24 protein-coding genes are annotated in these 25095 nt (G+C 62.2%); 13 read left to right on the plus strand and 11 right to left on the minus strand.

Going from position 1 to position 25095, the window contains the following annotated elements; translation table 11 throughout:
* From FJW06_RS27825 to FJW06_RS27835, 3 genes are all read left to right on the plus strand, one after another.
* Window positions 1–294: transposase (locus FJW06_RS27825; protein WP_140756577.1), on the plus strand; the 294-nt coding region annotated here is incomplete at its 5' end.
* 130 nt (window positions 295–424) lie between these two features.
* Window positions 425–1456 carry a porphobilinogen synthase gene (gene hemB / locus FJW06_RS27830; RefSeq protein ID WP_140756579.1) on the plus strand — a complete coding sequence of 344 codons (1032 nt, stop codon included), beginning with the start codon at window positions 425–427 and terminating at the stop codon, window positions 1454–1456.
* A 148-nt stretch (window positions 1457–1604) separates the two neighbouring features.
* Window positions 1605–2249, plus strand: a complete 645-nt coding sequence (locus FJW06_RS27835) for a dihydrofolate reductase family protein (RefSeq protein ID WP_140756581.1) — start codon at window positions 1605–1607, stop codon at window positions 2247–2249.
* 195 nt (window positions 2250–2444) lie between these two features.
* Here the strand turns inward: FJW06_RS27835 and ppk2 are convergent, their stop codons facing one another.
* From ppk2 to FJW06_RS27860, 5 genes are all read right to left on the minus strand, one after another.
* Window positions 2445–3365: a polyphosphate kinase 2 gene (gene ppk2 / locus FJW06_RS27840; protein WP_140756583.1), complete on the minus strand. Its 921-nt coding sequence runs from the start codon at window positions 3363–3365 to the stop codon at window positions 2445–2447.
* Window positions 3366–3649: 284 nt separating this feature from the next.
* The gene (locus tag FJW06_RS27845; protein ID WP_181178633.1) at window positions 3650–4615 is read right to left on the minus strand and encodes a DarT ssDNA thymidine ADP-ribosyltransferase family protein; all 966 of its coding nucleotides are present in this window, start codon (window positions 4613–4615) and stop codon (window positions 3650–3652) included.
* Entirely contained in the window at window positions 4600–5517 is a 918-nt protein-coding gene (locus FJW06_RS27850) for a macro domain-containing protein (protein WP_140756587.1), read from the minus strand. Before FJW06_RS27850 ends, FJW06_RS27845 begins: the two co-directional genes overlap by 16 nt.
* 219 nt (window positions 5518–5736) lie before the next feature.
* Window positions 5737–6588: a glycosyl transferase family 90 gene (locus FJW06_RS27855; protein WP_140756589.1), complete on the minus strand. Its 852-nt coding sequence runs from the start codon at window positions 6586–6588 to the stop codon at window positions 5737–5739.
* Between the two features lie 113 nt (window positions 6589–6701).
* Window positions 6702–7367 carry a GntR family transcriptional regulator gene (locus FJW06_RS27860; RefSeq protein WP_140756591.1) on the minus strand — a complete coding sequence of 222 codons (666 nt, stop codon included), beginning with the start codon at window positions 7365–7367 and terminating at the stop codon, window positions 6702–6704.
* 115 nt (window positions 7368–7482) lie between these two features.
* Between FJW06_RS27860 and FJW06_RS27865 the strand changes: the two genes are divergently transcribed.
* Window positions 7483–8730, plus strand: a complete 1248-nt coding sequence (locus FJW06_RS27865; protein WP_140756593.1) for an MFS transporter — start codon at window positions 7483–7485, stop codon at window positions 8728–8730.
* Window positions 8731–8767: 37 nt separating this feature from the next.
* Complete coding sequence (locus FJW06_RS27870; RefSeq protein WP_140756595.1) at window positions 8768–9142, plus strand: DUF423 domain-containing protein; 375 nt, start codon at window positions 8768–8770, stop codon at window positions 9140–9142.
* Window positions 9143–9350: 208 nt separating this feature from the next.
* Here the strand turns inward: FJW06_RS27870 and FJW06_RS30325 are convergent, their stop codons facing one another.
* The gene (locus FJW06_RS30325; RefSeq protein ID WP_181178635.1) at window positions 9351–9494 is read right to left on the minus strand and encodes a hypothetical protein; all 144 of its coding nucleotides are present in this window, start codon (window positions 9492–9494) and stop codon (window positions 9351–9353) included.
* A gap of 174 nt (window positions 9495–9668) precedes the next feature.
* Between FJW06_RS30325 and FJW06_RS27875 the strand changes: the two genes are divergently transcribed.
* A complete protein-coding gene (locus FJW06_RS27875; protein WP_140756596.1) occupies window positions 9669–10748 on the plus strand; it encodes a LacI family DNA-binding transcriptional regulator in 1080 nt (359 codons plus the stop codon).
* A 54-nt stretch (window positions 10749–10802) separates the two neighbouring features.
* Here FJW06_RS27875 and opgC read toward each other — a convergent pair whose 3' ends face one another.
* Window positions 10803–11993: an OpgC domain-containing protein gene (gene opgC, locus FJW06_RS27880; protein WP_140756598.1), complete on the minus strand. Its 1191-nt coding sequence runs from the start codon at window positions 11991–11993 to the stop codon at window positions 10803–10805.
* A 204-nt stretch (window positions 11994–12197) separates the two neighbouring features.
* Between opgC and FJW06_RS27885 the strand changes: the two genes are divergently transcribed.
* A complete protein-coding gene (locus FJW06_RS27885; RefSeq protein WP_246674894.1) occupies window positions 12198–12857 on the plus strand; it encodes an alpha/beta hydrolase in 660 nt (219 codons plus the stop codon).
* A 121-nt stretch (window positions 12858–12978) separates the two neighbouring features.
* Here the strand turns inward: FJW06_RS27885 and sthA are convergent, their stop codons facing one another.
* Window positions 12979–14367, minus strand: coding sequence for a Si-specific NAD(P)(+) transhydrogenase (gene sthA / locus FJW06_RS27890; protein ID WP_140756601.1), 1389 nt, complete (start codon window positions 14365–14367; stop codon window positions 12979–12981).
* A gap of 193 nt (window positions 14368–14560) precedes the next feature.
* Between sthA and FJW06_RS27895 the strand changes: the two genes are divergently transcribed.
* From FJW06_RS27895 to FJW06_RS27910, 4 genes are all read left to right on the plus strand, one after another.
* Window positions 14561–15244 carry an isoprenylcysteine carboxylmethyltransferase family protein gene (locus FJW06_RS27895; RefSeq protein WP_246674892.1) on the plus strand — a complete coding sequence of 228 codons (684 nt, stop codon included), beginning with the start codon at window positions 14561–14563 and terminating at the stop codon, window positions 15242–15244.
* A gap of 104 nt (window positions 15245–15348) precedes the next feature.
* On the plus strand, window positions 15349–15819 hold the full coding sequence (locus tag FJW06_RS27900) for an RDD family protein (protein ID WP_140756604.1): 471 nt from the start codon (window positions 15349–15351) through the stop codon (window positions 15817–15819).
* A 148-nt stretch (window positions 15820–15967) separates the two neighbouring features.
* Window positions 15968–16732: an arginyltransferase gene (locus FJW06_RS27905; RefSeq protein WP_140756606.1), complete on the plus strand. Its 765-nt coding sequence runs from the start codon at window positions 15968–15970 to the stop codon at window positions 16730–16732.
* A 122-nt stretch (window positions 16733–16854) separates the two neighbouring features.
* Window positions 16855–17751 (plus strand): DMT family transporter, encoded by an 897-nt coding sequence (locus tag FJW06_RS27910; protein ID WP_140756607.1) that lies wholly within the window; start codon window positions 16855–16857, stop codon window positions 17749–17751.
* Here the strand turns inward: FJW06_RS27910 and FJW06_RS27915 are convergent.
* Both FJW06_RS27915 and parC read right to left on the minus strand, forming a co-directional pair.
* Window positions 17739–18938, minus strand: coding sequence for an AI-2E family transporter (locus FJW06_RS27915; RefSeq protein ID WP_140756609.1), 1200 nt, complete (start codon window positions 18936–18938; stop codon window positions 17739–17741). The two genes, FJW06_RS27910 and FJW06_RS27915, sit on opposite strands and share 13 nt — an antisense overlap.
* 283 nt (window positions 18939–19221) lie before the next feature.
* On the minus strand, window positions 19222–21477 hold the full coding sequence (parC, locus tag FJW06_RS27920) for a DNA topoisomerase IV subunit A (RefSeq protein ID WP_140756611.1): 2256 nt from the start codon (window positions 21475–21477) through the stop codon (window positions 19222–19224).
* Between the two features lie 103 nt (window positions 21478–21580).
* On the opposite strand from parC, the gene FJW06_RS27925 reads away from it, so the two are divergent.
* Together FJW06_RS27925 and FJW06_RS27930 are read left to right on the plus strand one after the other, a co-directional pair.
* Window positions 21581–21880: a hypothetical protein gene (locus FJW06_RS27925; RefSeq protein ID WP_140756613.1), complete on the plus strand. Its 300-nt coding sequence runs from the start codon at window positions 21581–21583 to the stop codon at window positions 21878–21880.
* A gap of 30 nt (window positions 21881–21910) precedes the next feature.
* Window positions 21911–23101 carry a hypothetical protein gene (locus FJW06_RS27930; protein ID WP_140756615.1) on the plus strand — a complete coding sequence of 397 codons (1191 nt, stop codon included), beginning with the start codon at window positions 21911–21913 and terminating at the stop codon, window positions 23099–23101.
* Window positions 23102–23194: 93 nt separating this feature from the next.
* Here the strand turns inward: FJW06_RS27930 and aspS are convergent, their stop codons facing one another.
* Window positions 23195–24991: an aspartate--tRNA ligase gene (gene aspS, locus FJW06_RS27935; protein WP_140756617.1), complete on the minus strand. Its 1797-nt coding sequence runs from the start codon at window positions 24989–24991 to the stop codon at window positions 23195–23197.
* Window positions 24992–25095: the final 104 nt, after the last annotated feature.

Below are 25095 nucleotides of genomic sequence, written 5' to 3' on the forward strand. Positions count from 1 at the left end.
ATCTCCAACAAGGCCATCACCAAGCTGGCGGGCCTCGCCCCTATCGCCAACGACAGCGGCAGGCGCGCCGGCAACAGGCATGTGCGCGGCGGACGAGCCGGGCCGCGTGGCATCCTCTTTGTCGTCGCGGCCATCGTCGCCAAGTTCGATCCGCATCTCAAAGCGTTCGCTCAACGGTTGCAGCAGGCGGGAAAGCCCAAAATGCTCATCCGCATCGCACTCGCCAGAAAACTTCTCGTCATCCTCAACGCAAAGGCACGCGACGCGAGAACCGAGTTCGCAAATGCAACTTGACACGCCAGATAGTCGCTCTCCCCACTTTCGTGGGGCGAGGAACCTCGCGCTTCGTCGTTGGCACAATCGTGTCGCATTGGTCAGCGATGGAGACGCGTGGTAAAAGCCGGCCCAAAAGAGAGTTTCGGCCATGAACAAATTCACCCCCGCAAAGCCTGCCGGCGCGCGCAGCGTCGACGAGATCACCGGCAGCCGGCGCCTGAGGCGCATGCGCAAGGCCGACTGGTCGCGCCGCCTGGTGCAGGAGAATCAGCTTTCGGTGAACGACCTGATCTGGCCGATCTTCGTCGTCGACGGCAAGAACACGCGTGAGCCGATCGCCGCCATGCCCGACGTCCATCGCCTCTCCGTCGACCTCGCGGTGAAGGAAGCCGAGCGCGCCGCCAAGCTCGGCATTCCGGCCATCGCCACCTTCCCCAATGTCGAGCTTGCGCTGCGCGACCAGACCGGCTCGCACATCCTCGACCCTGCCAACGTCATCAACCGCGCCACGCGCGCCATCAAGGACGCGGTGCCGGAGATCGGCATCATCACCGATGCCGCGCTCGACCCGTTCACCAGCCACGGCCATGACGGGATCCTGCGCGACGGCATCATCGTCAATGACGAAACGGTGGAGCAGGTCGCCGCCGCGGCGGTCATCCAAGCGGCGGCCGGCGCCGACATCATCGCGCCTTCGGACATGATGGACGGCCGCATCGGCGCCATCCGCGACGCGCTCGACGCCAATGGTTTTCAGGACGTGGCGATCATGTCCTACGCGACGAAGTTCGCCTCGGCGTTCTACGGGCCCTATCGCGAGGCGGTCGGCACAGCCGGTCTGCTCAAGGGCGACAAAAAGACTTATTACATCGACCATGCCAATTCGGACGAGGCGGTGCGCGAGGCCGAGCAGGATCTCGCCGAAGGCGCCGACATGCTGATGGTGAAGCCTGGCCTGCCCTATCTCGACATCATCCGCCGGCTGAAGGACGAACTCCAGATGCCGACCTTCGCCTATCAGGTGTCCGGCGAATATTCGATGATCAAGGCAGCCGCGGCCAATGGCTGGATCGACGGCGAAAAGGCGATGCTGGAATCGCTGCTTTCGCTGAAGCGGGCGGGCTGCGACGGCGTGCTGACTTATTTCGCGCCGGTGGTGGCGCAGATGCTGAAGGGATAGCGTCCCTTCCCCGACTGATCTGATGCTGCTGGATGACCGGCCGGCCTATTCTGCCGGGCGGATTTTGTTCGCCCGGAGAATACCGATTGCAAAATGCAATCAGTTAAGCTATTCCGCTTGCCTATCACAACTGATCAGGAGGAAGCCCGTGTCCAAGCTCCGAGTTAATTGTTTTACGCTCTCGCTCGACGGTTACGGCGCCGGCCCCGACCAGAGCCTTGATCATCCGCTCGGCGTCGGCGGCGAAAACCTGCACAAATGGATGATCAAAACCCGCTCATTCCATCAGATGATCGGCAAGGAGGGCGGGACGACGGATACCGATGACGATTTTGCCGTGCGCAGCTTCGAGAATGTCGGCGCCTGGATCCTCGGCCGCAACATGTTCGCACCGAGCCGCGGCGAATGGCCGGACGACGATTGGAAAGGCTGGTGGGGCGCTAACCCACCCTATCACGTGCCGACCTTTATTCTGACGCATCACAAACGCGCGCCGATCGAGATGGAAGGCGGCACGACCTTTTACTTCGTCACCGACGGCATCCATTCGGCGCTCGAGCAGGCGAAGGCGGCCGCCGGCGACAAGGACGTGCGCGTTGGCGGCGGTGTCTCGACGGTCCGGCAATATCTGCAGGAGAGCCTGATCGACGAGATGCACTTGGCGATCTCGCCTGTCCTGCTCGGCTCGGGCGAGCATCTGTTCGCCGGTCTCGATATGCTGAAGCTGGGATACCGTTGCACCGGGCAGGTGGCGACCGCCGATGCGACGCATGTGATGATCGGGCGGGCGTAGTTACAGCTTTTTCTCCCCGTCACTATACGGGGAGAAATGCCCGGCAGGGCAATGAGGGGCAGCGCTGCCGGTTGAGATTAACAACAGGCTACCCGGCCTGCGCAACGAATTGCAGCTCAATCGTCGGCGCCGGCGCTACCCCTCATCCGCCCTTCGGGCACCTTCTCCCCGTGGAACGGGGAGAAGGAAAAGTGCTCAATACTTCTGCGGCACATAAAGCTCGCGCGGCAGCACCTGGCGCTCGTAGTCGGGGTTGAACACACGTTCGGGCAGCGTGATGTCCTCGTGCGGAACCTCCTCATACGACATCTGCTGCAACAGATGGTCGATGCAGTTCAGCCGCGCGCGCTTCTTGTCGTTGCCCTCGACGATGAACCAGGGCGCTTCCTTGATGTTGGTGCGGGCGAAGGTCTCTTCCTTGGCCTTGGTGTATTGCTCCCAGCGCACGCGCGACTGCAGGTCCATGGGCGAGAGCTTCCACTGCTTCATCGGATCGTGGATGCGCATCAAAAAGCGCATCTGCTGCTCCTCGTCGGTGATCGAGAACCAGTATTTCACCAGCGTGATGCCGGAGCGGACCAGCATGCGCTCGAATTCCGGCACGTCATGGAAGAACTCCTCCACCTGTTCCGGCGTGGCAAAGCCCATCACGCGCTCGACGCCGGAGCGGTTGTACCAAGAGCGGTCGAACAGCACGATCTCGCCGCCCGCCGGCAGATGCGGCACGTAGCGCTGGAAATACCATTGCGACTTCTCGCGCTCCGTCGGCGCCGGCAACGCCACGACGCGGGCGATGCGCGGATTGAGCCGCTGCGTGATGCGCTTGATGACGCCGCCCTTGCCGGCGGAGTCGCGGCCCTCGAAGACCACCACCAGCTTCTTCTTGTGGTAGGCGACCCATGACTGCAGCTTGATCAGCTCGGATTGCAGCCTGAGCAGCTCGCGGAAATATGTCATCCGCTCGATGGAAGGCGGGTGCGACTTCTTGTAGATCTTGGCGATCTCCAGCGAGAGCGCCGGTTCGGAAAGCTCCAGTTCATAGTCCTCGTCGAGCGTGTCCTCCAGTTCGGCTTCGAGCCAGTCCTTCGCCCCGGAATTCGGTTTCGAGTCATTCATCGCGCAGCTCCGTCTGCCTGTCAGCCATCATCGCTTCGAAATGCGCCGCGGCTCCGGCCGGACACGCCACTCCGTAAGCCCGACTGAGATACAGAGGCGCAATGACGGTTTTATTGCAAGCGACGATAATAGCTTATCGGCCAACCCAAGGATCATGGCCGATTGCATCGCTGTGAAAGTCGTTCCCTGCCGACCCTGACTAACCAATTGAGGAAGTTCGTTTACGCATCGGGTTCAAGCGTCGTTTTAACCACCACCGCCCCTGGCCATAGCCAGCAATCTGCCTAGAAGAGTTCGGACGGTTCAGCCTGAAGACGACCTCTGAAAGCGAGCTGGTCTTCCAGCCTGATCAACCAGACCCCAGACTTGTCTGGATTATAGTTTGTCACGTTAAACGTGGGAGCGCGCAACTCGACCGACTTATCGTAGGTGTTACTAATATGGCCGACTGTCTGGTTGATGTAGACCTTGAATATCCGGTCTGGAGGAGAGAAGTCGGTTGGAAAGTTAAATGTCAGGCTTATCGTGTTCCCGGCGAAGCTGAGGTCATTCAGATAAAGTGCCCTGGCCAGGAAAAGCGTCCCACGGGCGCGTTCAACAAGAAGCTTATAGGGGCAATGTATACCCGCCATTTCAAGTAGGTATTCAAACGTACGCATGTCCGACTGCGTCCTAAAGACGATCGCCCGCAGATGCGGGGCCAGCGGGACTCGACCCTCTACGCTCACCTCGGACATCCGCATGTTTGTGATATATTCTTTATTGTCAGGGGTGGTAGGGGCGTCGTGATAAACCGCGTCGAAGTCCAGCTGGTTGAACGAAGCGTCGCCGTCGAGAAACATCTTTGCTCGCTGCACGTTCCCGTTGCTAAACTTGGCTCCTGGAAGTGTTATGACTGAAACGAAGTCGAACAAAAACATGACAGGAATAGACATGTGGTTCGGAAGACGCCACTGGTCGGCAATGCATTTTATGCCTTCGGTCCGGAAGTGAAATCCGTTCTTAGGTCGAAAATAGAGTCGTGCGCATGAATGGGCGCCATCAAATATGTTTAAGGCCCCACCGTTCGCGACGTCGAGGAAGTCGGCCGCTTCGTTTCTGCTTCGCAGCTCATTGTGACGAACGATGTTGACCGCCGTCGTAACGTCGCAAGCATGATATAAAAAATGAGGCCACCGAGACCGATTTGCAGTAAGGCGAGATGCCTGCTCTTTAACGTGTCGTTCCGCTCGCGCTAGAGTGATAGGCACGTTTGCGCCCCGTGCCCGGAAGGCACAGTGTCCATTTGAGGGCCGCTCTTTCGATCTTCGCGACTGATGTACAAAGCGTGACCTGGATTCGATTCAGGCCAACCGGGTTTACTTATCTCCGCAACCTTAACGTACGGCAAAGATGCGAGGATCGGAAAAAGGTAAGACTTAAGCTTTTTTGACGGCTCATCAGCGAATTGTTCGGCAGTAAACATGCCGTTTTGAAGCGAAGACCAAGCAGCCTCAACCAGCTCATGGTCGATCATCTCGGTACGACCGGTCGATCTTTCAATTAATATATCACCATCATCGACCCAGCGAGCGACGAACTCCGACGTCTTTCGAAGAGTAGAGAAATTGTTACCCTTCTCAATCCTTGACATGATATCGTGTCGGAACTCATTAAAGCTGATGGGAACACGTTTCTGGTCCGGGTTATTGTGTTCGACTACGAATGCCTTCGGCACTTGCCGATCATGCACATAGACCGGAATTTCAACCTTCGAAAGATATCGTTCCATAAGAGGCCGAACCTCGTGCCAATTGAGGTTGCCGTTACCGCAACCTAACGGTGGAAATGAAATCGAGGCGATTCCCATCTGCTTGTAAGACCGCTGGAAAGTTTCAAGCCCTGCTTCGATAAACTCCAACTTGGATGGCTGCCGCCATGTCGTCTTAGTCGGAAAATTCAAAATCCAATGGTCGGACGCGCGCCATAGATGTAGCTTCCCAATGCCAAGCGAGTGGCTATCGCAAAGCTTCTTGTAAGCTTTGAACATATCTGGATATCGCTCTTTGAATTCGAGCGCGATACCCTTGCCCATGACACCGACGATATTGACGGTATTCACAAGGGTTTGAGCGGGGGAGTCAAAAAGACTTGTCCGGACATACGTCAGCAAGGAATCACCCTTCGTTCCCTTTTCGTTCTAAAAATCATAGCACGCCGCGTCAAGCAGGTCGCCCTGTTTCTGTGAAGCATGGTGTGTCGAAACGGTCGCATGTCCTCGCTGTCGGCGTGGCAAGGCGACAAGCCAATCAAATTGCCCTACAAAACGACCGCGCCATTCAGGCTGCACACCACCCTTCTCTGCCCCATTCTTCACCTTCATCGCGAGGACCTACATGGAATACCGCACGCTCGGCCGATCCGGCTTGAAAGTCTCGACATTTTCGAAATAGGCCACCTTGTCGACAAGATCGGAGAAATCCGGCTGCAGCGACACGTAGTGCACGTTGGGCTCGACCCGGGCTTCCGCAAACCAGGTTTCGTAGGTCGGTTCCGGCATCAGGCAGAGCGAATTGGAGCTCATGATCCATTTCAGGTTCGTCGCGACGTCATTGCCCTCCAGCGAGACGATGTAGCGATAGCGGCGCTGCTGCTCGATATTCAGGAACGGCTTGCGGTATCCGTCCGGCGCGTTGGCCCTGTGGGAACCCGCATCGCAAATCGGCAGGTTGGCGGCTTTTTCCACGAAGCGGGTGCGAAGCGGATTGTTGAGATGACCGCGCCAGACCACCATCGGGCGCTTGTCGGCGAAAGACAGCTTGTCGGGCGGCATGTAGAAGTGACGGAACTTGTTCAGCTTCATCAGCACGCCGTTCGCATTGTCGTCGCCGATGGGCCGGTCCTTGACGATCCTCGGGAGCTCCGGAACGCCGACGACGTCGCCGAACTCGAAGTCGATCAGCAGGCCGGGATCGAAATAGCGGGCGAATTCCTTGAGGTCGTAATAATACATGCTGGAAGAGGTCGGCAGCTTGCCGATGGCTATGGCGTCCGGACTGGGCACGAACGGCTGTTCCAGCTTGTTGTAATAGTTCAGTCTCTCGCGGACCGTCTTGCCCGAAAGCCTTGCCTGCTCAAGCCGGCTGGCCAGGCGGTCGCGGAACAGCGATTGCGGTGCGCGGTCACGCGCGAAATTGCGCGCGTAGTAGAACAGCTTTGCGGCGGTTCGTGAGAGTGAGGCCATGCGTCCGCGGGTTCAGCAAAATGGTCAACGGTAGTCAGCCTTAATCCCCTCGTCTCCTACAGCATTCTCCCGTTCATGTTGCAAGCCGCTAATGCGAATGGCCACAGGACAACTTACGCGGCGACGACGGCGAACCCTCTGGCGCGCAAGCCGCGCCGGTCGGCATGCAAGGAGCTGACAAGCCGATCGCGACTGCCCACGATGTGAGCCGAAAGCAGCCCTGCCGCTTCATCGGCATCGCCCTTCCTGACAGCGGCGAGGATGGCGTGGTGCTCGGCCCAGGCGCGGCCGAGCGCCTTTTCATCCCGCACCTCCAACCAACGCGCGCGCGACAGCCTCGTCATCGCATCGCGTACCGCCCTGAGCAGGAACTCGTTGCCGGAAAGCCTCGCCAATTCGATGTGGAAATCCATTCCGACGCGATGCCATTCCTCGCGTGGCGTCTCGGCGTCGCAGGAATCGAGCATCGCCGCGATCACCTCGATCCCGCTACGGTCTTCGAGCGCCGCCGTCAGGCGAACCGCGGCCACCTCGACGGCCTCGCGATAGACGGCGATCTGCCCGAGCTCGGCAAGATTGATCGGCGCGACCGTCCAGCCGCGACCGTCGCGGCCGATCAGCCCTTCGGTTTCCAGACGCAGCAGCGCCGCCCGCACCGGCGTGCGCGACGCGCCGAACCGGCTCTCGATCCAACGCTCGGTCAAACGTTCGCCTGGACCGATCTCCAGCCCGAGGATCATCTCGCGAAGCTGCCTTTCGACATTCTGCATCTGTGACATTGTCGCTCCGCTCTTCAAAGCCGCATTGACAGCGGCACCCGCCAGGTCCATGACGGATACCATCTTGGTATCCCAAATCGGTATTCATAACAACCCTAGCATTGGTACGCGCGACATGACGCCCAGCGAATCCGGACAGAGCGGCTTCAACATCCATTGGCGGCGCAACCTCGCCGTCTGCTTCGCCGGCTCGTTCAGCACGCTTATCGCCATGACGCTGCTGCTTCCGTTCCTGCCGCTTTACATCGAGCAGCTCGGCGCCGAGGGCCACGCAGCGATCGTGCAGTGGTCAGGCATCGCTTATGGCGCGACCTTCTTCGCGGCGGCGCTGGTCGCGCCCTTGTGGGGGCGGCTGGGCGACCGCTACGGCCGCAAGCTGATGCTGGTGCGCGCTTCGTTCGGCATGGCGATCTGCATGTCGCTGACCGGCATGGTCCAGAGCGTCTGGCAGCTGGTGCTGCTGCGGCTGCTGATCGGTTTTGCCGGCGGCTATTCCTCGGGTTCGACGATCCTGGTGGCGATGCAGACGCCGAAGGAACGCTCCGGCTGGGCGCTCGGCGTGCTGGCGGCGGGCATCACGGCAGGCTCGCTGGTCGGACCGCTGCTCGGCGGCCTGCTGCCGCCGCTGATCGGCATCCGCGCGACCTTCCTGCTGTCCGGCGGCGTGATCTTCCTGGCGTTCCTGGCGACGACTTTCCTGATCAAGGAAAATCCGCCGGCACCCGAGCCTGCCTCGACAGCGAAGCCGAGAAGCGGCTGGTCGCAGATCCCCGACAAGCGGCCGATCGTCGCCATGCTGACCACCGGCATGCTGCTCGCCTTCGCCACAATGTCGGTCGAGCCGATCATCACAGTCTACGTGCAGCAGCTCGTCGAGGACCAGAGCAAGGTGACCATGGTCGCGGGCGTCGTCATGTCCGCGGCGGCGCTCGGCACGATCCTGTCTTCATCCTGGCTGGGCAAACTCGCCGACCGCGTCGGCCACTGGAACGTCGTGGTCGGCGCCCTTGCCGTCTCGGCCCTACTGCTCATTCCGCAGGCCTTCGTCACCAATGGCTGGCAATTGATTGGCCTGCGCTTCCTGATGGGCCTAGCGCTGGGCGGACTGCTGCCCTGCATCACCAGCGTCATCCGGCACAACATCCCCGACGGGATCGGCGGCAACGTGCTTGGCCTGGCGATCTCGGCGCAATATGTCGGCCAGGTCGCGGGGCCGCTGTCCGGCGGCTTCGTCGGCGGGCATTTCGGCATGCGCTCGGTGTTTCTGGGCACGGCGGTGCTGATGGCGCTGGGCGCTGCCTACAACTGGATTGTCCAGTCGCGCCGGGCGCGGCATATGCTGGTTGAGGCCGGCGAATCCTGACGGCCGCCTCACCCAACCGCAGTACGGAGCATCCAAGATGAGCCTTACCGGGCAAACCTCAAACGGCTGGAGCCGGATCCTCGTGCTGGCAGCTGGGTTCGTCGGCGCGGCCGGCGTAGCGCTGTCGGCGGCGGCCGCGCATCGCGGCAGCGCCTTCACCGGCACCGCGGCCAATTTCCTGCTGATGCATGCGCCGGCCTTCCTGGCCATCGGCCTCGCCGGCGGCAACCGCTGCCTCGGGATCGCCAGCCTCGTCCTGCTAGCGGGCCTGCTTCTGTTCTGCGGCGATCTTTTGGCCCGCGACTTTCTCGGCTCGCGGCTGTTCCCGATGTCGGCGCCGATCGGCGGTACCCTGCTGATTGCCGGCTGGATAGCGATCGGCGTCTCGGCGCTGTGGCGCCCTCGGCCGTAGGTATTTCCGGCGACTTTTTTCAGTGGCGCGCTGCTTGTGCTTGCGCGCGGGCAGGTCGTTGGCGCGGCGCCGTTCAGGCTGCTCGGTTCCTGGCGTGATGCCCCAATAATTGCGGTAGATGTCCTGAAACAGATGACCAATCGGATGCATAGCAGCTTCTCCTCGAATTGAATCGACCCAACACGTAGGTGCGGAAAAAGACGGCGGTTCAGCCGCGCTTGCGCTCCACAAGAAAGCGCGGCTCGCGGCGCCAGGGACTCGACCTGCCCCGCCGCTTCTCGCTGACAGCGGCCGAGACGATGCCCCAGTCGTTGCGGTAGACGTCCTCGAACAAATAGCTCACCGGATGCATGGCACCCTCCTATCGAAACCCACTCCGCCCTGGAGCAGAACTTGGATCGATTCAAATCATACCCCTCGATCACGTCGGGTCAAGCGAAATTTGAATCGATCCAACAAAAATGTTAGATGACCGGCGGCAATTCAGCGGTCATGTTCGTCGCGTGACCGGATTCGGAGGAACGACATGGCATCACTCCTCGAAGGCCAGGCAAGACCGATCAGGCTGGCCGACATCGCCAAGGCCGCCGGTGTCTCACACGGCACGGCCTCGAATGTTTTCAGCCGGCCCGAGATCGTGCGCGCCGAAGTGCGCGAGCGGGTCAAGGCGATCGCGGAGCAGATGGGCTATGCCGGCCCGGACCCGAAAGGCCGACTGCTGCGCGCCGGCAAGGTCAACGCCATCGGCGTCGCCACCACCGAACCCCTCTCCTACTTCTTCGACGATCCCTTCGCGCGCGTGATGATGGCCGGCATTTCGGAAGCCTGCGACGCCACCGGCGCGGGCATCGCGCTGGTATCGGCCGCCAATCAGGAAAAGCTCGCCTGGAACATCCAGAGCGCGCTCGTCGATGGTTTTGTGCTGTTCTGCATCGAAGGCGGCTCGCGGCTTGTCGACCTGACGCGCGAGCGCAAGCTGCCCTTCGTCGCGCTGGAGCTCGGCTTCCAGGACGAAACCGTATCGGCGATCGGCGTCGACAATGTCGCCGGCGCGCGGCTCGCCGCGCGTCACCTCGCCGAGCTTGGCCATCGCCGTTTCGCCGTCCTGTCGCTCGGCTTCGCCGACGATCACACCGGCTTCGCCACGCCGGAAGTGGTGCGCAGCGCGGTCTATACCGGCACGCGCGATCGCCTTGCCGGCTATTTCGAGGAGCTTTCCCGCTTCGGCATCGATACGGCGACTGTCCCGGTCTATGAGACCGAGAACGAGGAAAAAAGCACCAGAGCCGGCCTGGAGGCAATCTTTGCCAGGGATGAAAGGCCAACCGCCATCCTGGCGATGTCGGACCGCATGGCCCTCATCGCCATCGACTGGCTGAAAGCGCGAGGTCTCAACGTTCCCGGCGACGTCTCGATCGTCGGTTTCGACGGCGTGCCGGACGGCGCGCTATCCACGCCGCCGCTGACAACGATTGCCCAGCCGATCACCGAGATCGGCCGTCGCGCCGCGCGCATGATTCTCGACCATGACGGCGCGGTGCGCCGCGAGACGATGGGTGTCGAGTTCATCGTCAGAGGCTCGACCGGTCCAGCCCCGAAAGCCTGAACAGGCTCAGATAGCTCCGCGCGGATACGCAGGCACCTGTCCCTTGCGCTGCGGTCAGTAGCCGCCCACCCTCACCGGTTGCGCGCCGAACGGCGCACGCCCAGGCTCCTCGCGCACCGGCTTGGCGCGGGACGGGCCGAGGCCGGCAAGCCATTCGAGATAGAGCGCAAGCGCGAGTTGCATGGCGATGCCGGCCGCGATCAGCACCGTGTCGTAGGCAAGGCCGCCCGGGTTGATCAGCTTCAGCACCTGCGCCGCCATGGCCAGCAGCGTGCCGGCGATGAACACCGGCAGCGAGCGCTTGCCGAGGATCGCCAGAGGGTTGTCGGGCCGAACGCGGAAGATGTTGGAGACCGCCGGCAGCCCTACGATCAGATAGGCGACCGACAAGATGTGCAAGAGCCGCGGCAGCGACAGGAACGTCTTGTCGAAGCCGCCGATGACCACCGGCAGGTTGAACCAGGTGATCTGGCCCCATAGCGGGCTGTGCACCCAGATCGCCGCGCCGATCACGTAGATGCCGGCGGCGCCAAGCAGCCACGGATTGACGGGGATGCGCCCGCCGCGCTTCACATGCAGCATGGCGGCAAGGCCGATGTTGAACAGGAACTGCCAGGACAATGGGTTGAGGAACCAGAGGCCGGGCTCCGGATAGTTCGGCGGCGCGATCTGCCAGACGCCGGCGGCGAGCCAGAGCAGGCCGGACACGATCAGCGCCGGCACCGGCCGATAGCTGACGAACAGCACGAAAGCAGGCGCCGCCAGAAGCAGCGCCGCATAGACCGGCAGGATGTTGTTGTAGCCGAGCTGGTGGCCAAGCATGACGATGCCGAGCAACGCCTGCGGTGTGTTGCGCATCAAGGGCTCGATGTTGATCATCGTCAGCATTTCCGGCCGGTGCACGAACAGCGCGGCGGCGCAAAACAGCGCGATCACCGCCATCGTTATGACAATGTGCGAGATATAGAGCACGCCGGCGCGCCGCCACATCTTCAAGGTTGCGAGCAATCGGCCGCCCGGCTTGAACTTCGTGCCGTAGGCCAGCGCCACCGAGATCCCGGAAATCAGCACGAAGGCTTCGGCCGCATCGGAAAAGCCGAAATTCTTGTAGGTCCAGTTCTCGAAGACCGTTCCGGGCACATGGTCGATAAAGATGGTGAGCAGCGCGAGCGCGCGCAGCACGTCGATACGTGTGTCACGCTCTCCGACACGCTTATCGCGATCGTTTGGGACAGGGGTGGTCATCGACAAAAGGCCTCAAAGCTGGTTGTTCATAGCCAGCAATGCGACCCCCGGGGCGCACCGCTTCGATTCCTCCCATGGGGAGTGTATCGGCGCAGAAACGGACTGAAATGCGCCTGGTTCAATCAACTTTCGCGGAGCGCGAAAATATTCCGTTTTGAAGCCGGCAAATCAAGGAATCTCTCATGGAATCAAATGGATGTGAGCGTGTCCGAATATAGTGACGAAAACAGCATCCTGCACGGGGATCTCACTTTTCCCTACCGTCTGCTAAGGCCCGCAACCGCAAGCGGCGAGTGCCTGTTCGTGCTGCACGGGTCAGGCGTGGACGAGACGATGATGCTGCCGCTGGCGATGCAGATCGCGCCGCGTTCGGTGATCGTCGCGGCCCGCGGCCGCATACGCCAAGAGGACGGATTTCGCTGGTTCGAGCGAATCACGCCGACCAGTTTCGAGCAAACCTCCATCCGTGCCGAGACGGCCGCCTATGCCCGGTTCGCGACGGAGGCCGCGCGGCAACATGGGCTCGACCTGCAGCGTGCGACCTTCCTTGGCTACTCGAACGGCGCCAATGTCGTGTCCAGCCTGATGCTGCTGCATCCCGGCTTGGTCCGGCAGGCGGCGCTCCTGCGGGCAATGCCGGTGCTCAACAATCCTCCAACGTCAGATCTTAGCGGCACACGGGTGCTGATCGTCGCCGGCGCCGCCGACCAGACCTACGGTCCGTTCGCACCTGCCCTTGTGACGCTGTTCAGCGAACGCCACGCCGAGGTGGATGCGCGCATCGTGGCCGCGGGTCATGAATTCGGCGATGCGGACGCCGCGATCGTGCGGCAATGGCTGGCAGCTCCTATAGCGATCGCCTGACCGTGCCCGCCAAGCGGGCTTCGGTGCCGGCAATCGCCACCCCGTCGACTGTCGCAATACGGACGGGAGCATGTCCAGGCACGGGTTGGGAGCTATCTAAGCAGCCTCCCGTGGAAAGCCCTCACCCCTGCCCCATCCGGTTCCAAGCGTCCAAACCCGCAATCTTGTAGGCTTCCGCCAGCGTCGGATAGTTGAAAGTGTTGTTGACGAAGAAGTCGACCGTGCCGCCGAGGTTGATCACCGCCTGGCCGATATGGATGAGCTCGGTGGCGCCCTCGCCGACGATGTGGGCGCCGAGCAGGCGGCGGGTCTCAACCGAGAACAACAGCTTCAGGAAACCGCTCGAGACGCCCATGATGTGGCCGCGCGAGGTCTCGCGAAAACGCGCCAGGCCGACCTCATAAGCGGCGCCGCTTTCGCGCACCTGCTCTTCCGACAGACCGACCGTCGATATCTCCGGCACGGCATAGATGCCGTAGGGAAAGCTCTCGGGCGGCGGCGGCAGATTGACGCCGAAGGCGTGGCAGGCCGCCACCCTTCCCTGCTCCATCGACGTCGAGGCGAGGCTCGGGAAGCCGATGACGTCGCCGGACGCGTAGATGTTCGGCACGCTGGTCTGAAAGGTTTGCGGGTCGACCTTGATGCGGCCTCTGGCGTCGGCCTCGATGCCGACCATGTCGAGGCCGAGGCTGGCGACGTTGCCGGTGCGGCCGGCGGCGTAGAGCACCATCTCCGAGCGGATACTGCGGCCATCGGCAAGCGTCACCTCGGCATGGTCGGGTTTCGAGGCGATCTCCTTCACCGTGCTGCCCAGACGGATGGTCATGCCGCGGTCGCGCATCTGGTGGATGAAGTCGTCGACGATCTCGCGATCGATGAAGTCGAGAATGGTGTTGCGCGGCTCGACCAGTGTCACCGGCACGTCGAGCGCCGAAAAGATGGTGGCGTATTCGACGCCGATGACGCCGGCGCCGATCACCGTCAGCGTGCGCGGCAGATGCTGGAGCTCCAGCATCTCGTCGCTGTCGAAAACGCGCTTCTTGTCGAAGGGCACGTCGGCCGGGCGGTGCGGCCTGGTGCCGACGGCAATCAGCGCGTTGGCGAAGCCGACCTCGCTGTAGTCGCCATTGTCGGCGGTCAGGCTGACCTTGTTCGGCGTAAGGAATTTTACCGCGGCGCGCGCGCTCCTCACCGTGTTGCGCATGAACTGGTGCTGCAGCACCTCGACCTCATGGTCGAGCGTCTTGTGCAGCCGCTCGACCAGATCCGAGATCGAAATGTCCTGCTTTACCCGGTAGCCGCGTCCGTAGAAGCCGCGTTCGCGCCACCCCGAGAGGTTGAGCACCGTCTCGCGAAGCGTCTTAGACGGAATGGTGCCAGTATGCACCGAGACGCCGCCCAGGCGCCGCCCCCTGTCGACGACCAGCACCGACTTGCCGAGCTTGGCCGATTGAACCGCGGCCCGGCGTCCCGAAGGGCCGCTGCCGATGACCAGCATGTCGTAGTCCATGTCCCCCGTCCCTCGTTGTGCGCCGCAGCAAGCTAGACCGGGAAGAATGTCATGTTCAACAGGCAACACCTTGCTCGGATATTCCTGGAGCGACGCGAACCGGCCAGAACAGCCAAAGGCGGGCGAAAACCTTAATCCAACGGCAAGGCTTGTGTGCAAAGGTCTGACTGAGGGGACCGTTGGGGCAACAGAGTTGGCGATTTCCAAAAGTGATGCGCTGGCTGGCGCAGAAACGGGATTTTGGTCCGGATTACGAAGCAGCGGAGCCATCACCGACCTGCGCGAGGGCCTGTTCCGGTTCATCGCATTGCTGGTCGCCGCGATTTTCGTCTATCGCGGCGCGCGCCATCTGGTCATCGATCCGGGCCGGCTGAATATCCTGCTGCTCATGATCTCAGATGCGCTGACTTTCATCTGGCTGCTTTTGGCGCGGCGGCCGATTGTCCGCGACTGGAGTCCTTTCACGGTATTCATCTCGCTGACGGCCGGTTTCGGCTCGGGCTTCGTTTCGCTCCAGGACGGCACCGCCATCATCCCGCTTTATATCGCGGCGCCGCTGCAGTTCCTGGCGCTATGGCTGGTGATTTGGGGCAAGATGTCGCTCGGCCGCTCCTTCGCCATCCTGCCTGCCAATCGCGGCGTCGTCACCGGCGGCGCTTACCGTTTCGTTCGCCACCCGATCTATGCCGGCTATCTGGCGGGGCACATCCTTTTCCTGCTGTCGAGCTTCTCGGTCTACAATTTCACCGTCTATGCGATCATCACCCTGTTCCAGATCCATCGCATCCTGCGCGAGGAACGTATCCTGGCGCTGACGCAGGAGTATCGCGACTATCTCGGGCGGGTCCGCTATAGGCTTTGCCCCGGCATTTTCTGACGTCGCGCCGGTCCGCCGACGGCATGTTTCCTTGAATTCCGGGCCGCTCTCACCATTTGAGAGGGCGGCAGGCATCACGCGGATGCCGCGATCGAGGAACGGACATGAGCACACGCGTATTGGACGGCGAGATCATCACGACCAGATTCGAGGACACCCGCGCTTATCGTGGGGTTCGGACAAGGCGTATCTTTGCCTTCCTGCTCGACTATTTCTTCGTCGCGCTGCTGACCATTCCCTTGGCCATCCTGGTCGCCATTCTCGGGCTGTTGACCTTCGGACTCGGCTGGGCGCTGTTTTCGATGCTGGTGCCGATGGTCGCCATCCTCTATATCTGGAACACGCTGGGCAGCCGCGACCAGGCGACGACCGGCATGAAGATCATGGGCATCCGCCTGGAGAAGCTCGACGGCAGCCGCATCGACGGCATGACGGCTGTGGTTCACTCGCTGCTGTTCTGGGCCGGCAACGTCATCCTGACGCCGCTGGTGCTTCTGGTCACGCTGTTCTCCGACCGCAAGCGCACGCTGCACGACCTTTTGCTCGGCACCGTAGTCACCCGCACCGATATCTGACGGCGTCCAGGGCCGCGCGGATCAAACCGCAGCGCCGCCCGTGCTAAAATATGAACAGGTCCAGGCCGTCGCGTCAGCACAATCCTGTTGAAATTTTTGCCGGCCGGGCCAAAGGTAGGGCGATTCGCAGGAGCGTTTCCAAGATTAGATGACGCAGCATCCGACCCAGTCGCCGCAGTTCTTCCTGACCGCGCCGTCACCATGTCCCTATCTGGAGGGACAGTTCGAGCGCAAGGTGTTCACGCACCTTGTCGGCGACAAGGCGCCGGAGATGAACGACCTGCTCACGCAAGGCGGCTTCCGGCGCTCACAGAACATCGCTTACCGCCCAGCCTGCGAATCGTGCCGCGCCTGTGTCTCGGTGCGCATCCTGGCGCAGGAATTCGATCCCAGCCGCAACATGCGCCGCGTCGTCCAGCGCAATGCCGACCTGGTCGGCGCCATGCATGACGCGCAGCCCTCGACCGAGCAATATTCGCTCTTCCGCGCCTATCTCGACGCCCGCCACCGTCGCGGCGGCATGTCGGACATGACCGTGCTCGACTATGCGATGATGGTGGAAGACACCCATGTCGACACCAAGATCATCGAATACCGGCGGCGCGGCCCCGACACTTTCATCACCGGCAAGGGCCATGGCGAGCTGATCGCCGTCGCGCTCACCGACAAGATGGCCGATGGCCTGTCGATGGTCTATTCCTACTTCAATCCCGACTTCGAGGACCGCTCGCTCGGTACTTTCATGATCCTCGATCACATCGCCCGCGCCAAGGCGATGGGCCTGCCACACGTCTATCTCGGCTACTGGGTCAACGGCTCGCGCAAGATGAATTATAAGATGCGCTTCATGCCGCAGGAGCATCTCGGCCCGAAAGGTTGGGAACGCTACGACCACGAAGCGGTCAGTCGCTAAAACGAGTTTTCCCGAACCCGCGCTCTATAGTGTTTCAAGGGAGAAGACGCTGGTCTTGCGCCCTCGCGCGAGAAATCTGCAATCGCGCCAGCGCCGCTCCCGTTTATTTCGAGAACGATCACATGTCTTCGCACACCGATCACCAGAAGGGCCTCCTGATCACTGCCATCGGCGGACTCGTGTTGAGCATCGATATTCCGCTGATCCGGCTTGCCCATGGCGAGGCCTGGACCATCCTTTTGCTGCGCACGAGTTGCACCCTCGCGGCGGCACTGATCATGTGGGCCGTCTGGCGCTCGTACAGCAAGGACGCGCCGCAGCTCATACCTGGCTGGTCGGGGCTGATCGTGGCCGTAATTTACGGGCTCGGCGCGGTCGCCTTCATGACGGCCGTCTACCATACCTCGACCGCCGACCTGGTTTTCATCCTGGCCTTCAACACCGTGTTCGCGGCGCTGCTGTCATGGCTCTTCCTGAAGGAGCGGCCGCGGCCCCTGACCTTGGCGGCAATGGCCCTGATGATTGTCGGAGTCGCCATTATCGTCGGCGATTCCGTCGGGACAGGATATCTGTTCGGCGACATGATGGCATTGTGCTCGGCCTTCCTGATTGCCTGCGCCATCACCATCTCTCGCGCCAGCGGCAAGGACATGGGCTTTACCGCGCTGATCGGCGTGATCCTGCCTTTTGCGGTAGCGGCGTTCATGGTCTCCAGGACCGGCTTTCAGGTGGAGGCGCCGTGGTGGATCATCTTGAATGGCGGGGTCGTCATGCCGATCGCGTTCTTCTGTCTCGCCAACGGGCCGAAATACATCTCGGGCGCGGAAGTCGCGATGTTCTATCTCCTGGAAACGGTGCTGGCGCCGGTCTGGGTGTGGATGATCTTTGCCGAGACACCCTCACGCAACAGCCTGATCGGCGGCGCTATCATGATCGTCACGCTGGTGGCGCACTCCCTCTGGCAATTGCATGAGGGCCGCAAGCGCCGAAGCGACCTGGCCGTGCATCATCCCGCCTGAATTTTCCTCGGTTCGGCGGCCGCCTCGATCCGCGGCGGCGCGCCTGCCTCGTCGACGACAGGCGGACTCTCGTCCATCAATTCGACCTCGCGCAGCCATTCGCGCCAGATGGCGACGAGCAGCGCCATCAGCACCGGGCCGATGAACAGGCCGAGGAAGCCCATCGTCTTGACGCCGCCGATCAGGCCGAAAAAGGTCGGCAGGAAGGGCAGCTTGATCGGGCCGCCGACCAGCTTGGGCCGCAGCGTCTTGTCAACGATGAAGAGCTCGACCGCGCCCCAGATGAACAGGGCCGCGCCGGCGAAAAGCTTGCCGCTGGCGGCGAGGTAGATCGACACCAGGGTGAAGGAGAGCGGCGCGCCGCCCGGAATCAGCGCCATGATGCCGGTGAGCGCGCCGAGCGTGACCGGCGACGGCACGCCCGCGAGCCAGTAGGCGATGCCCAACACCAGGCCCTCGCCGATGGCGATGATGGTCATGCCCGTCACGGTCGAGGAAATGGTTGCGGGCACGACGCGCGAGATTCGCTCCCAGCGCGTCGGCAGGATGCGCTCGCCGAGGCGATCGATCTGGGCTGCGAAAGACTCGCCGTCGCGATAGGCGAAGAACAGCGCGATCATCATGAACAGAAGCGTCAGCATCAGGCTGAAGGCGCTGCCGCCGGCGGCCAAGGCGCCGCGATAGATACTGCCGATGTTGGAGCCGCTGATCAGCTGAATCAACTCGCCGATGCCGCCTGGATGGCCGAGATAGCCCGTCCACTGGTCGTTCAGCCACTCGCCGACCACCGGCATGGTGGCAATCCAACCCGGTGTCACGGCGCCGTGCCGATTGGTCTCGATCGCCCAGGTGACCCACTCGCGCAGCTCGTTGATGGTGTAGGTGCCGGCAAGCGCGATCGGCACCACCAGGAAGGTGAGGATGAAAAGGATCGCCAAAGTCGCGCCGACCGTGCGGTTGCCGCCGACGCCAACGAGCAGCCGGCGGTAGAGCGGCCAGCTGGCGAAGGCGATGACGAGCGCCGCCAGCACCGGGAACAGGAAGCCGTGGAAGAAATAGACGCCGGCGGCGACGATCAGCACCAGGAGCCAGCGCGCCGCCGACAGCGGCGGGATGACGGCCGCCCTCAGCGGCGTCGACAGGCCGAACAGGCGCTGCCCCGGCTTCTGGATTTCAGCCCGCTTCAATCCGGTGTTTCTCCCTGCCCGATGGTTCATGGCAGCTTATGCCCCATCATAGTGCAGCAATCATGACGATAGTCCAAATGGCCACTTCTCCTTCTCCCGTTGTGGGAGAAGGGGATCGGCGCGCAGCGTCGAGACGGATGAGGGGTGCTCCAGCGGAGTGAGACGCCAAAACATCCAAGGAATTTAGCCGCTTACGTCCGAAAGGTCGCGATCCTTCCGACACCTCATCGGCCGAGCTTCGCTCGTCCACCTTCTCCCCTAAGGGGAGAAGGAAAAGGCCGCGCTACCCAAACTTCCCCGTCCTCGGGAAACCCTTCGGCACCATGCGGCCGGCGGCGGCGCGCGCGCCGATCCACTCGGCCAGTTCCTCGCGCGACTTGGTGAAGGTGCGGTCGGCCGAATCCTGCCAGGAAAGGCCGGTCTCCAAGGTGAAGGTCTTCAGGTCCAGCACGCCGCCGTCCTTGTATTTCTGCAGCCGCACGCCCTTGCCGCGCGCCATTTCCGGGATTTCGGCGAGCGGGAAGACCAGCATCTTGCGGTTCTCGCCAACGATGGCGAGATGGTCGCCCGAAACGGGGATGCAGCGTTTGGCCTCGTCCGGCGCCTTAACGTTCATCACCTGCTTGCCCTTGCGGGTGTTGGCGACGACCTCTTCCTCCGAAACGACGAACCCGTTGGCGTCGTAGGAGACGAGCAGCAGCTTGCGCTTCGGATCATGGACAAAGGCGGTGACGATGTCCTGATCGTTCTCCATGTCGACGATGATGCGGATCGGCTCGCCATGGCCGCGCCCGCCCGGCAGCCGGTCGGCGCCGATGGTGTAGAACTTGCCGCCGGTCGTGAAGACCAGGATCTTGTCCGTGGTCTGGGCATGGAAGGCGAGCTTCAGGCTGTCGCCTTCCTTGAAGGCAAGCTGCGAATGGTCGGTCAGGTGGCCCTTCATGGCGCGCAGCCAGCCCTTTTCCGACACCACCACCGTAACCGGCTCGCGCTCGATCATCGCATGCGCGATGTCGGTCAGGTCATGTTCCGGAGCGTCGGCGAACTGAGTGCGCCGCTTGCCGAGCTCGGTCTCGGGACCGAACTGATCGCGGACCTTTGTGACCTCCCACTTGATCGTCGCCCACTGCTTGGCGTCCGACGCCAGCAGCGCCTCGATCTGCTTCTTCTCTGCGGTAAGGCCGTCGAACTCCTTGCGGATCTCGATCTCTTCGAGCTTGCGCAAGGCGCGCAGGCGCATGTTGAGGATTGCTTCGGCCTGGTTGTCGGTGAGCGACCAGCGGGCCATCATCACCTGCTTGGGCTCATCCTCCTCCCGGATGATCCTGATGACCTCGTCGATGTTGAGATAGGCGATCAGGTAGCCGGCGAGGATCTCCAGCCGCTTCTCGATCTCGCCGAGCCGGTATTTCGAGCGGCGGATCAGAACCTCGCGGCGGTGGTCGAGCCACTCCTTCAGCACGCCTTTCAACGAAAGGACGTTCGGCACCTTGCCGCGCGACAGCACGTTCATGTTGAGCGGGAAACGGCTTTCGAGCTCGGTGAGCTTGAACAGCGATTCCATCAGGATGCCGGGATCGACGGTGCGGCTCTTCGGCACCAGCACGATGCGGATGTCCTCCGCACTCTCGTCGCGGATGTCCTCGAGCAGCGGCAGCTTGCGCGCCATCAAAAGCTCGGCGATCTTCTCGATCAGCCTGGCCTTCTGCACGCCGTAAGGGATCTCGGTGACGACGATGCTCCAGGTGCCCCTGCCCTGGTCCTCCTGGCCCCATTTCGAGCGCACGCGGAAACCGCCGCGGCCCGTCTCATAGGCTTCGAGGATCGAGGCGCGGCTGTCGACGATGATGCCGCCGGTCGGGAAATCCGGTCCCTGGACGAAATCCATCAGCTTCGCCACCGGCGCGTCCGGATGCTCGATCAGATGGAGTGCTGCGTCGCAAAGCTCGGCGGCGTTGTGCGGCGGGATCGAGGTCGCCATGCCGACTGCGATACCCGACGAGCCGTTGGCAAGCAGGTTCGGGAAGGCGCCCGGCAAGACGGACGGCTCCTCGTCCTCTTCATTGTAGGTCGGGCGAAAATCGACGGCGTCCTCGGTGATGCCGGCAAGCAGCTCGCTCGCCACCTCTGTCATGCGCGCTTCGGTGTAGCGCATGGCGGCGGCATTATCGCCGTCGATGTTGCCGAAATTGCCCTGCCCGTCGACCAGCGGGTAGCGCATCGAGAAATCCTGCGCCAGCCGCACCAGCGCGTCGTAGATCGACTGGTCGCCATGCGGATGGAACTTACCCATCACGTCGCCGACGATCCGGGCGCATTTGGCGAAGCCCTGATCGGGGTTGAGCCTGAGCAGCCGCATGGCATGCATGATGCGGCGATGGACCGGCTTCAATCCGTCGCGCACATCCGGCAGTGCCCGGTGCATGATGGTCGACAGCGCATAAGCAAGATAGCGCCGCTCGAGCGCTTCCTTCAGATCGACCGGTTCGATTTTATCGCCGCCGCCATTGTCATCGGGCGGCAAGAGCCTTTTTCCCATAGATTTGGACTAGCCGAGCGGGTGATTCGCGGCAAGCGCCGCGTGAAGATCAGCGCATTCGCCGCGGTCGTGGACATGCAGCCGGAGACATGCAGCCGGCGGTGTGAAGGATTTCACGGAAGCGGCGCCGCGACGGCTGCAATTTGCCCCCCGATCTGCAACAGGCTGCGGCGGTTCCACGTCGCCGGCCAACATCGATCCGTTACATGCGGCCGCTATCTGGCAATGCAACGCGTTGTCGGAGGAAAGCCGCGGTCTTCATGACAAATTCACCGCATCGGGCAAAGGCTGCCGAGCGCAGTTTGCTTTTCATCGCCGTTTTCGACAAATGTGCCGGGACATGCCTTTTTCCCGTCCCGTTCGTCACGGAATGGTGATGGAGCAGGTTTCAAAACAAATTTAATCATAGCCAAATCAGGACAGGGAACTCGCCATGACGATCCAACGCTCAACGCTCAAGAAATTGGCTTTTTCGACCTTTCTGCTGACGCTGCCGCTCAATGCCGCCTTCGCTGCCGATCCGGCGGTGGCCGAGCGCATCAAGGCAGCGCTTGCCGCCCAGGGTGTCGACATTTCCTGGACCGGCGTCTCCGGCGACGATACGAACGCCGTGCTGCAGGGCGTTTCCATCAAGCCGGCGGCCGAAAAGGAAGCACTGCCGATCGGCGACGTGAAGCTGGAAGGGGTCAGCGAAGCCAATGGCGGCTATGAGATCGCCACCGTCTCGACCTCGCCTTTCGAGCACAGCAAGGACGGCGTGACGCTCAATCTCAGCCCGGTGGTCATCCACGACATGAAGGTCCCGGCCGAAGGCGGCACCGATCCGCTCGGCTCGCTGATGATGTACAAGTCGGCGGAACTCTCCAACATGACGGTCAAGGTCGGCGACAAGACGGCGTTCGCGATGGACGGGCTTGCCGTCCAGATCACCCCGCCGGCCGACGGCAAGGCGATGGACTTCACCGCCAACACCCAAAAATTCACCGCAGATCTCTCGCTGGTCGACGATCCGAAATCGAAGGAAGCGATCGAGGCGCTCGGTTACCAGAACATCTCGGGCAACATTGCGATGGTCGGCACCTGGCAGCCGAGCGACGGCAAGATGGAGCTGTCGAAATATGACATCTCGGTCGAGAACGCCGGCACGCTTGGCATGACCTTCAACCTCGGCGGCTATACGCTCGACTTCATAAAGTCGATGCAGGCCATGCAGAAGCAACTCGCCTCGCAGCCGGAAGGCGCCGACAAATCGGCGCAGGGCATGGCCATGCTCGGCCTGATGCAGCAGCTCTCCTTCAACGGAGCTTCGATCCGCTACAAGGACGATTCGCTGATCGGCAAGGTGCTCGACTATGTCGGCAAGCAGCAGGGCATGTCGGCCAAGGACATAGCCAACCAGGCCAAGGCGATCGTGCCGTTCGGCATGGCGCAGCTCAACAATCCTGAGCTGACGGCCGAGGTGTCGGCTGCCGTCAACACCTTCCTCGACGATCCGAAGAGCCTGGAAATTTCAGCCGAGCCGCCGTCGTCCGTGCCGTTCGCGCTGATCATGGCCGGCGCCATGTCCAACCCGCTCGACCTGCCCAAGACGCTCGGCGTCAAGGTCAAGGCGAACCAGGACTGATCGGGAGACATGCTCGAACAAAAGCCCGGCAGCGATGCCGGGCTTTTTTGTCGGTCCGATTCGCCGAGAGGAAAAAAGGCTTGGCTCTGGGTCCTAGCCTTCCTTCTTCGCCACCGCCACGCGCAGCGACAGCTCGCGCAGCTGCTGTGCGGTCGCTTCCGACGGCGCGTTCATCAAAAGGTCGTAAGCCTGCTGGTTCATCGGGAACATGGTGATCTCGCGCAGGTTCTTGGCTCCGACGAGCAGCATGACGATGCGGTCGACCCCGGCCGCCATACCGCCATGCGGCGGCGCGCCGTACTGGAAGGCGCGGTAGAGGCCGCCGAAGCGCTCTTCCACCGTCGCGCGGTCGAGACCAACCATCTCGAAGGCCTTGACCATGGTTTCCGGCAGGTGGTTACGGATACCGCCCGACGCGATCTCGAATCCGTTGCAGACCATGTCGTACTGGAACGCCTTGATGCCAAGCGGCTCCTGGCCGTTCAGCGCATCGATGCCGCCCTGCGGCATGGAGAATGGATTGTGGGCGAAGTCGATCTTCTTCTCGTCCTCGTTCCATTCGAAGAACGGGAAGTCGACGATCCAGCAGAGCTCGAAACGCTCGCGGTCGACGAGGTTCAGCTCCTCGCCGGCGCGCGTGCGCGCGGCGCCCGCGAAAGAGACGAACTTCTTCGGGTCGCCGGCGACGAAGAAGGCGGCATCGCCATCGGCGAGGCCGAGCTGCTGGCGGATCGCCTCGGTGCGCTCCTCGCCGATGTTCTTGGCGATCGGACCGGCGCCTTCGAGCTTCTCGCCTTCCTTGCGCCAGAAGATGTAGCCCAGCCCGGGCTGACCCTCGCCTTGCGCCCAGGAATTCATGCGGTCGCAGAAAGCGCGGCTGCCGCCGGTCTTGGCGGGAACGGCCCAGACCTCTGCCTTCGCGTCGTTGGCGAGGATGTTGGCGAACACCTTGAAGCCGGAATCCCGGAAATGATCCGAGACCGCCTGCATCTCGATCGGGTTGCGCAGGTCCGGCTTGTCGGTGCCGTAAGTGCGCATCGCCTCGTCATAGGGGATACGGCGGAATTTCTGCGTCACCGGCTTGCCGGCGGCGAAAGTCTCGAAGACGCCGCGAAGGACCGGCTCCATGGTGGAGAGCACGTCGTCCTGCTCGACGAAGCTCATCTCGAGGTCGAGTTGGTAGAATTCGCCCGGCAGACGGTCGGCGCGCGGGTCCTCGTCGCGGAAGCAGGGCGCGATCTGGAAATAGCGGTCGAAGCCTGAGACCATGATCAGCTGCTTGTATTGCTGCGGCGCCTGTGGCAGCGCATAGAAGGTGCCGGGATGAATGCGCGACGGCACCAGGAAGTCACGCGCGCCTTCGGGCGAGGACGCGGTCAGGATCGGCGTCGAGAACTCGGTGAAGCCGATCTCGCCCATGCGCTTGCGCATCTCGGCGATGATTTTTGTCCGCGCCACGATATTCCGGTGCAGCGTCTCGCGGCGCAAATCGAGGAAGCGGTATTTCAGGCGAATGTCTTCGGGGTACTCCGGCTCGCCGAAAACGGGGAGCGGCAGTTCCTTGGCCGCCGACAGCACTTCGATCTCGCGCGCGAAAATCTCGATCTCGCCGGTCGGCAGGTTCGCATTGACGGTTTCCGGCAGGCGCGCCTTGACCTCGCCGTCGACGCGGATCACCCATTCGCCGCGCACGGTCTCAGCGACCTTAAAGGCCGGCGAATCCGGATCGACGACGATCTGGGTCAGGCCGTAATGGTCGCGCAGATCGATGAAGAGCAGGCCGCCATGGTCGCGCACGCGATGCACCCAGCCCGACAGACGAACGGAATTGCCGACGTCGCTCTTTCTCAACTGGGCACAGGTATGGCTGCGGTAACGGTGCGTGGTCATGGGTAAAGTCCGGAAATTGCGGGCGTCGGCCCGGCTCGAAAATTGGCGCGAAAAGCGCATGAGAGGCCGGCTTTGTCAAGGCAAGCGGTCACACAGACGCGCCG

This window comes from Mesorhizobium sp. B4-1-3 (assembly GCF_006439355.1).
In the GTDB taxonomy this organism is placed as follows: Bacteria; Pseudomonadota; Alphaproteobacteria; order Rhizobiales; family Rhizobiaceae; genus Mesorhizobium.

Coding starts and splice junctions, on each gene's coding strand:
- hemB (WP_140756579.1), top strand. CDS start 425: ATGAACAAATTCACCCCCGCAAAGCCTGCCGGCGCGCGCAGCGTCGAC.
- ppk2 (WP_140756583.1), bottom strand. CDS start 3,365: ATGAATGACTCGAAACCGAATTCCGGGGCGAAGGACTGGCTCGAAGCC.
- FJW06_RS27855 (WP_140756589.1), bottom strand. CDS start 6,588: ATGGCCTCACTCTCACGAACCGCCGCAAAGCTGTTCTACTACGCGCGC.
- FJW06_RS27860 (WP_140756591.1), bottom strand. CDS start 7,367: ATGTCACAGATGCAGAATGTCGAAAGGCAGCTTCGCGAGATGATCCTC.
- FJW06_RS27865 (WP_140756593.1), top strand. CDS start 7,483: ATGACGCCCAGCGAATCCGGACAGAGCGGCTTCAACATCCATTGGCGG.
- FJW06_RS27870 (WP_140756595.1), top strand. CDS start 8,768: ATGAGCCTTACCGGGCAAACCTCAAACGGCTGGAGCCGGATCCTCGTG.
- FJW06_RS30325 (WP_181178635.1), bottom strand. CDS start 9,494: ATGCATCCGGTGAGCTATTTGTTCGAGGACGTCTACCGCAACGACTGG.
- FJW06_RS27875 (WP_140756596.1), top strand. CDS start 9,669: ATGGCATCACTCCTCGAAGGCCAGGCAAGACCGATCAGGCTGGCCGAC.
- opgC (WP_140756598.1), bottom strand. CDS start 11,993: ATGACCACCCCTGTCCCAAACGATCGCGATAAGCGTGTCGGAGAGCGT.
- sthA (WP_140756601.1), bottom strand. CDS start 14,367: ATGGACTACGACATGCTGGTCATCGGCAGCGGCCCTTCGGGACGCCGG.
- FJW06_RS27900 (WP_140756604.1), top strand. CDS start 15,349: ATGAGCACACGCGTATTGGACGGCGAGATCATCACGACCAGATTCGAG.
- FJW06_RS27905 (WP_140756606.1), top strand. CDS start 15,968: ATGACGCAGCATCCGACCCAGTCGCCGCAGTTCTTCCTGACCGCGCCG.
- FJW06_RS27910 (WP_140756607.1), top strand. CDS start 16,855: ATGTCTTCGCACACCGATCACCAGAAGGGCCTCCTGATCACTGCCATC.
- parC (WP_140756611.1), bottom strand. CDS start 21,477: ATGGGAAAAAGGCTCTTGCCGCCCGATGACAATGGCGGCGGCGATAAA.
- FJW06_RS27930 (WP_140756615.1), top strand. CDS start 21,911: ATGACGATCCAACGCTCAACGCTCAAGAAATTGGCTTTTTCGACCTTT.
- aspS (WP_140756617.1), bottom strand. CDS start 24,991: ATGACCACGCACCGTTACCGCAGCCATACCTGTGCCCAGTTGAGAAAG.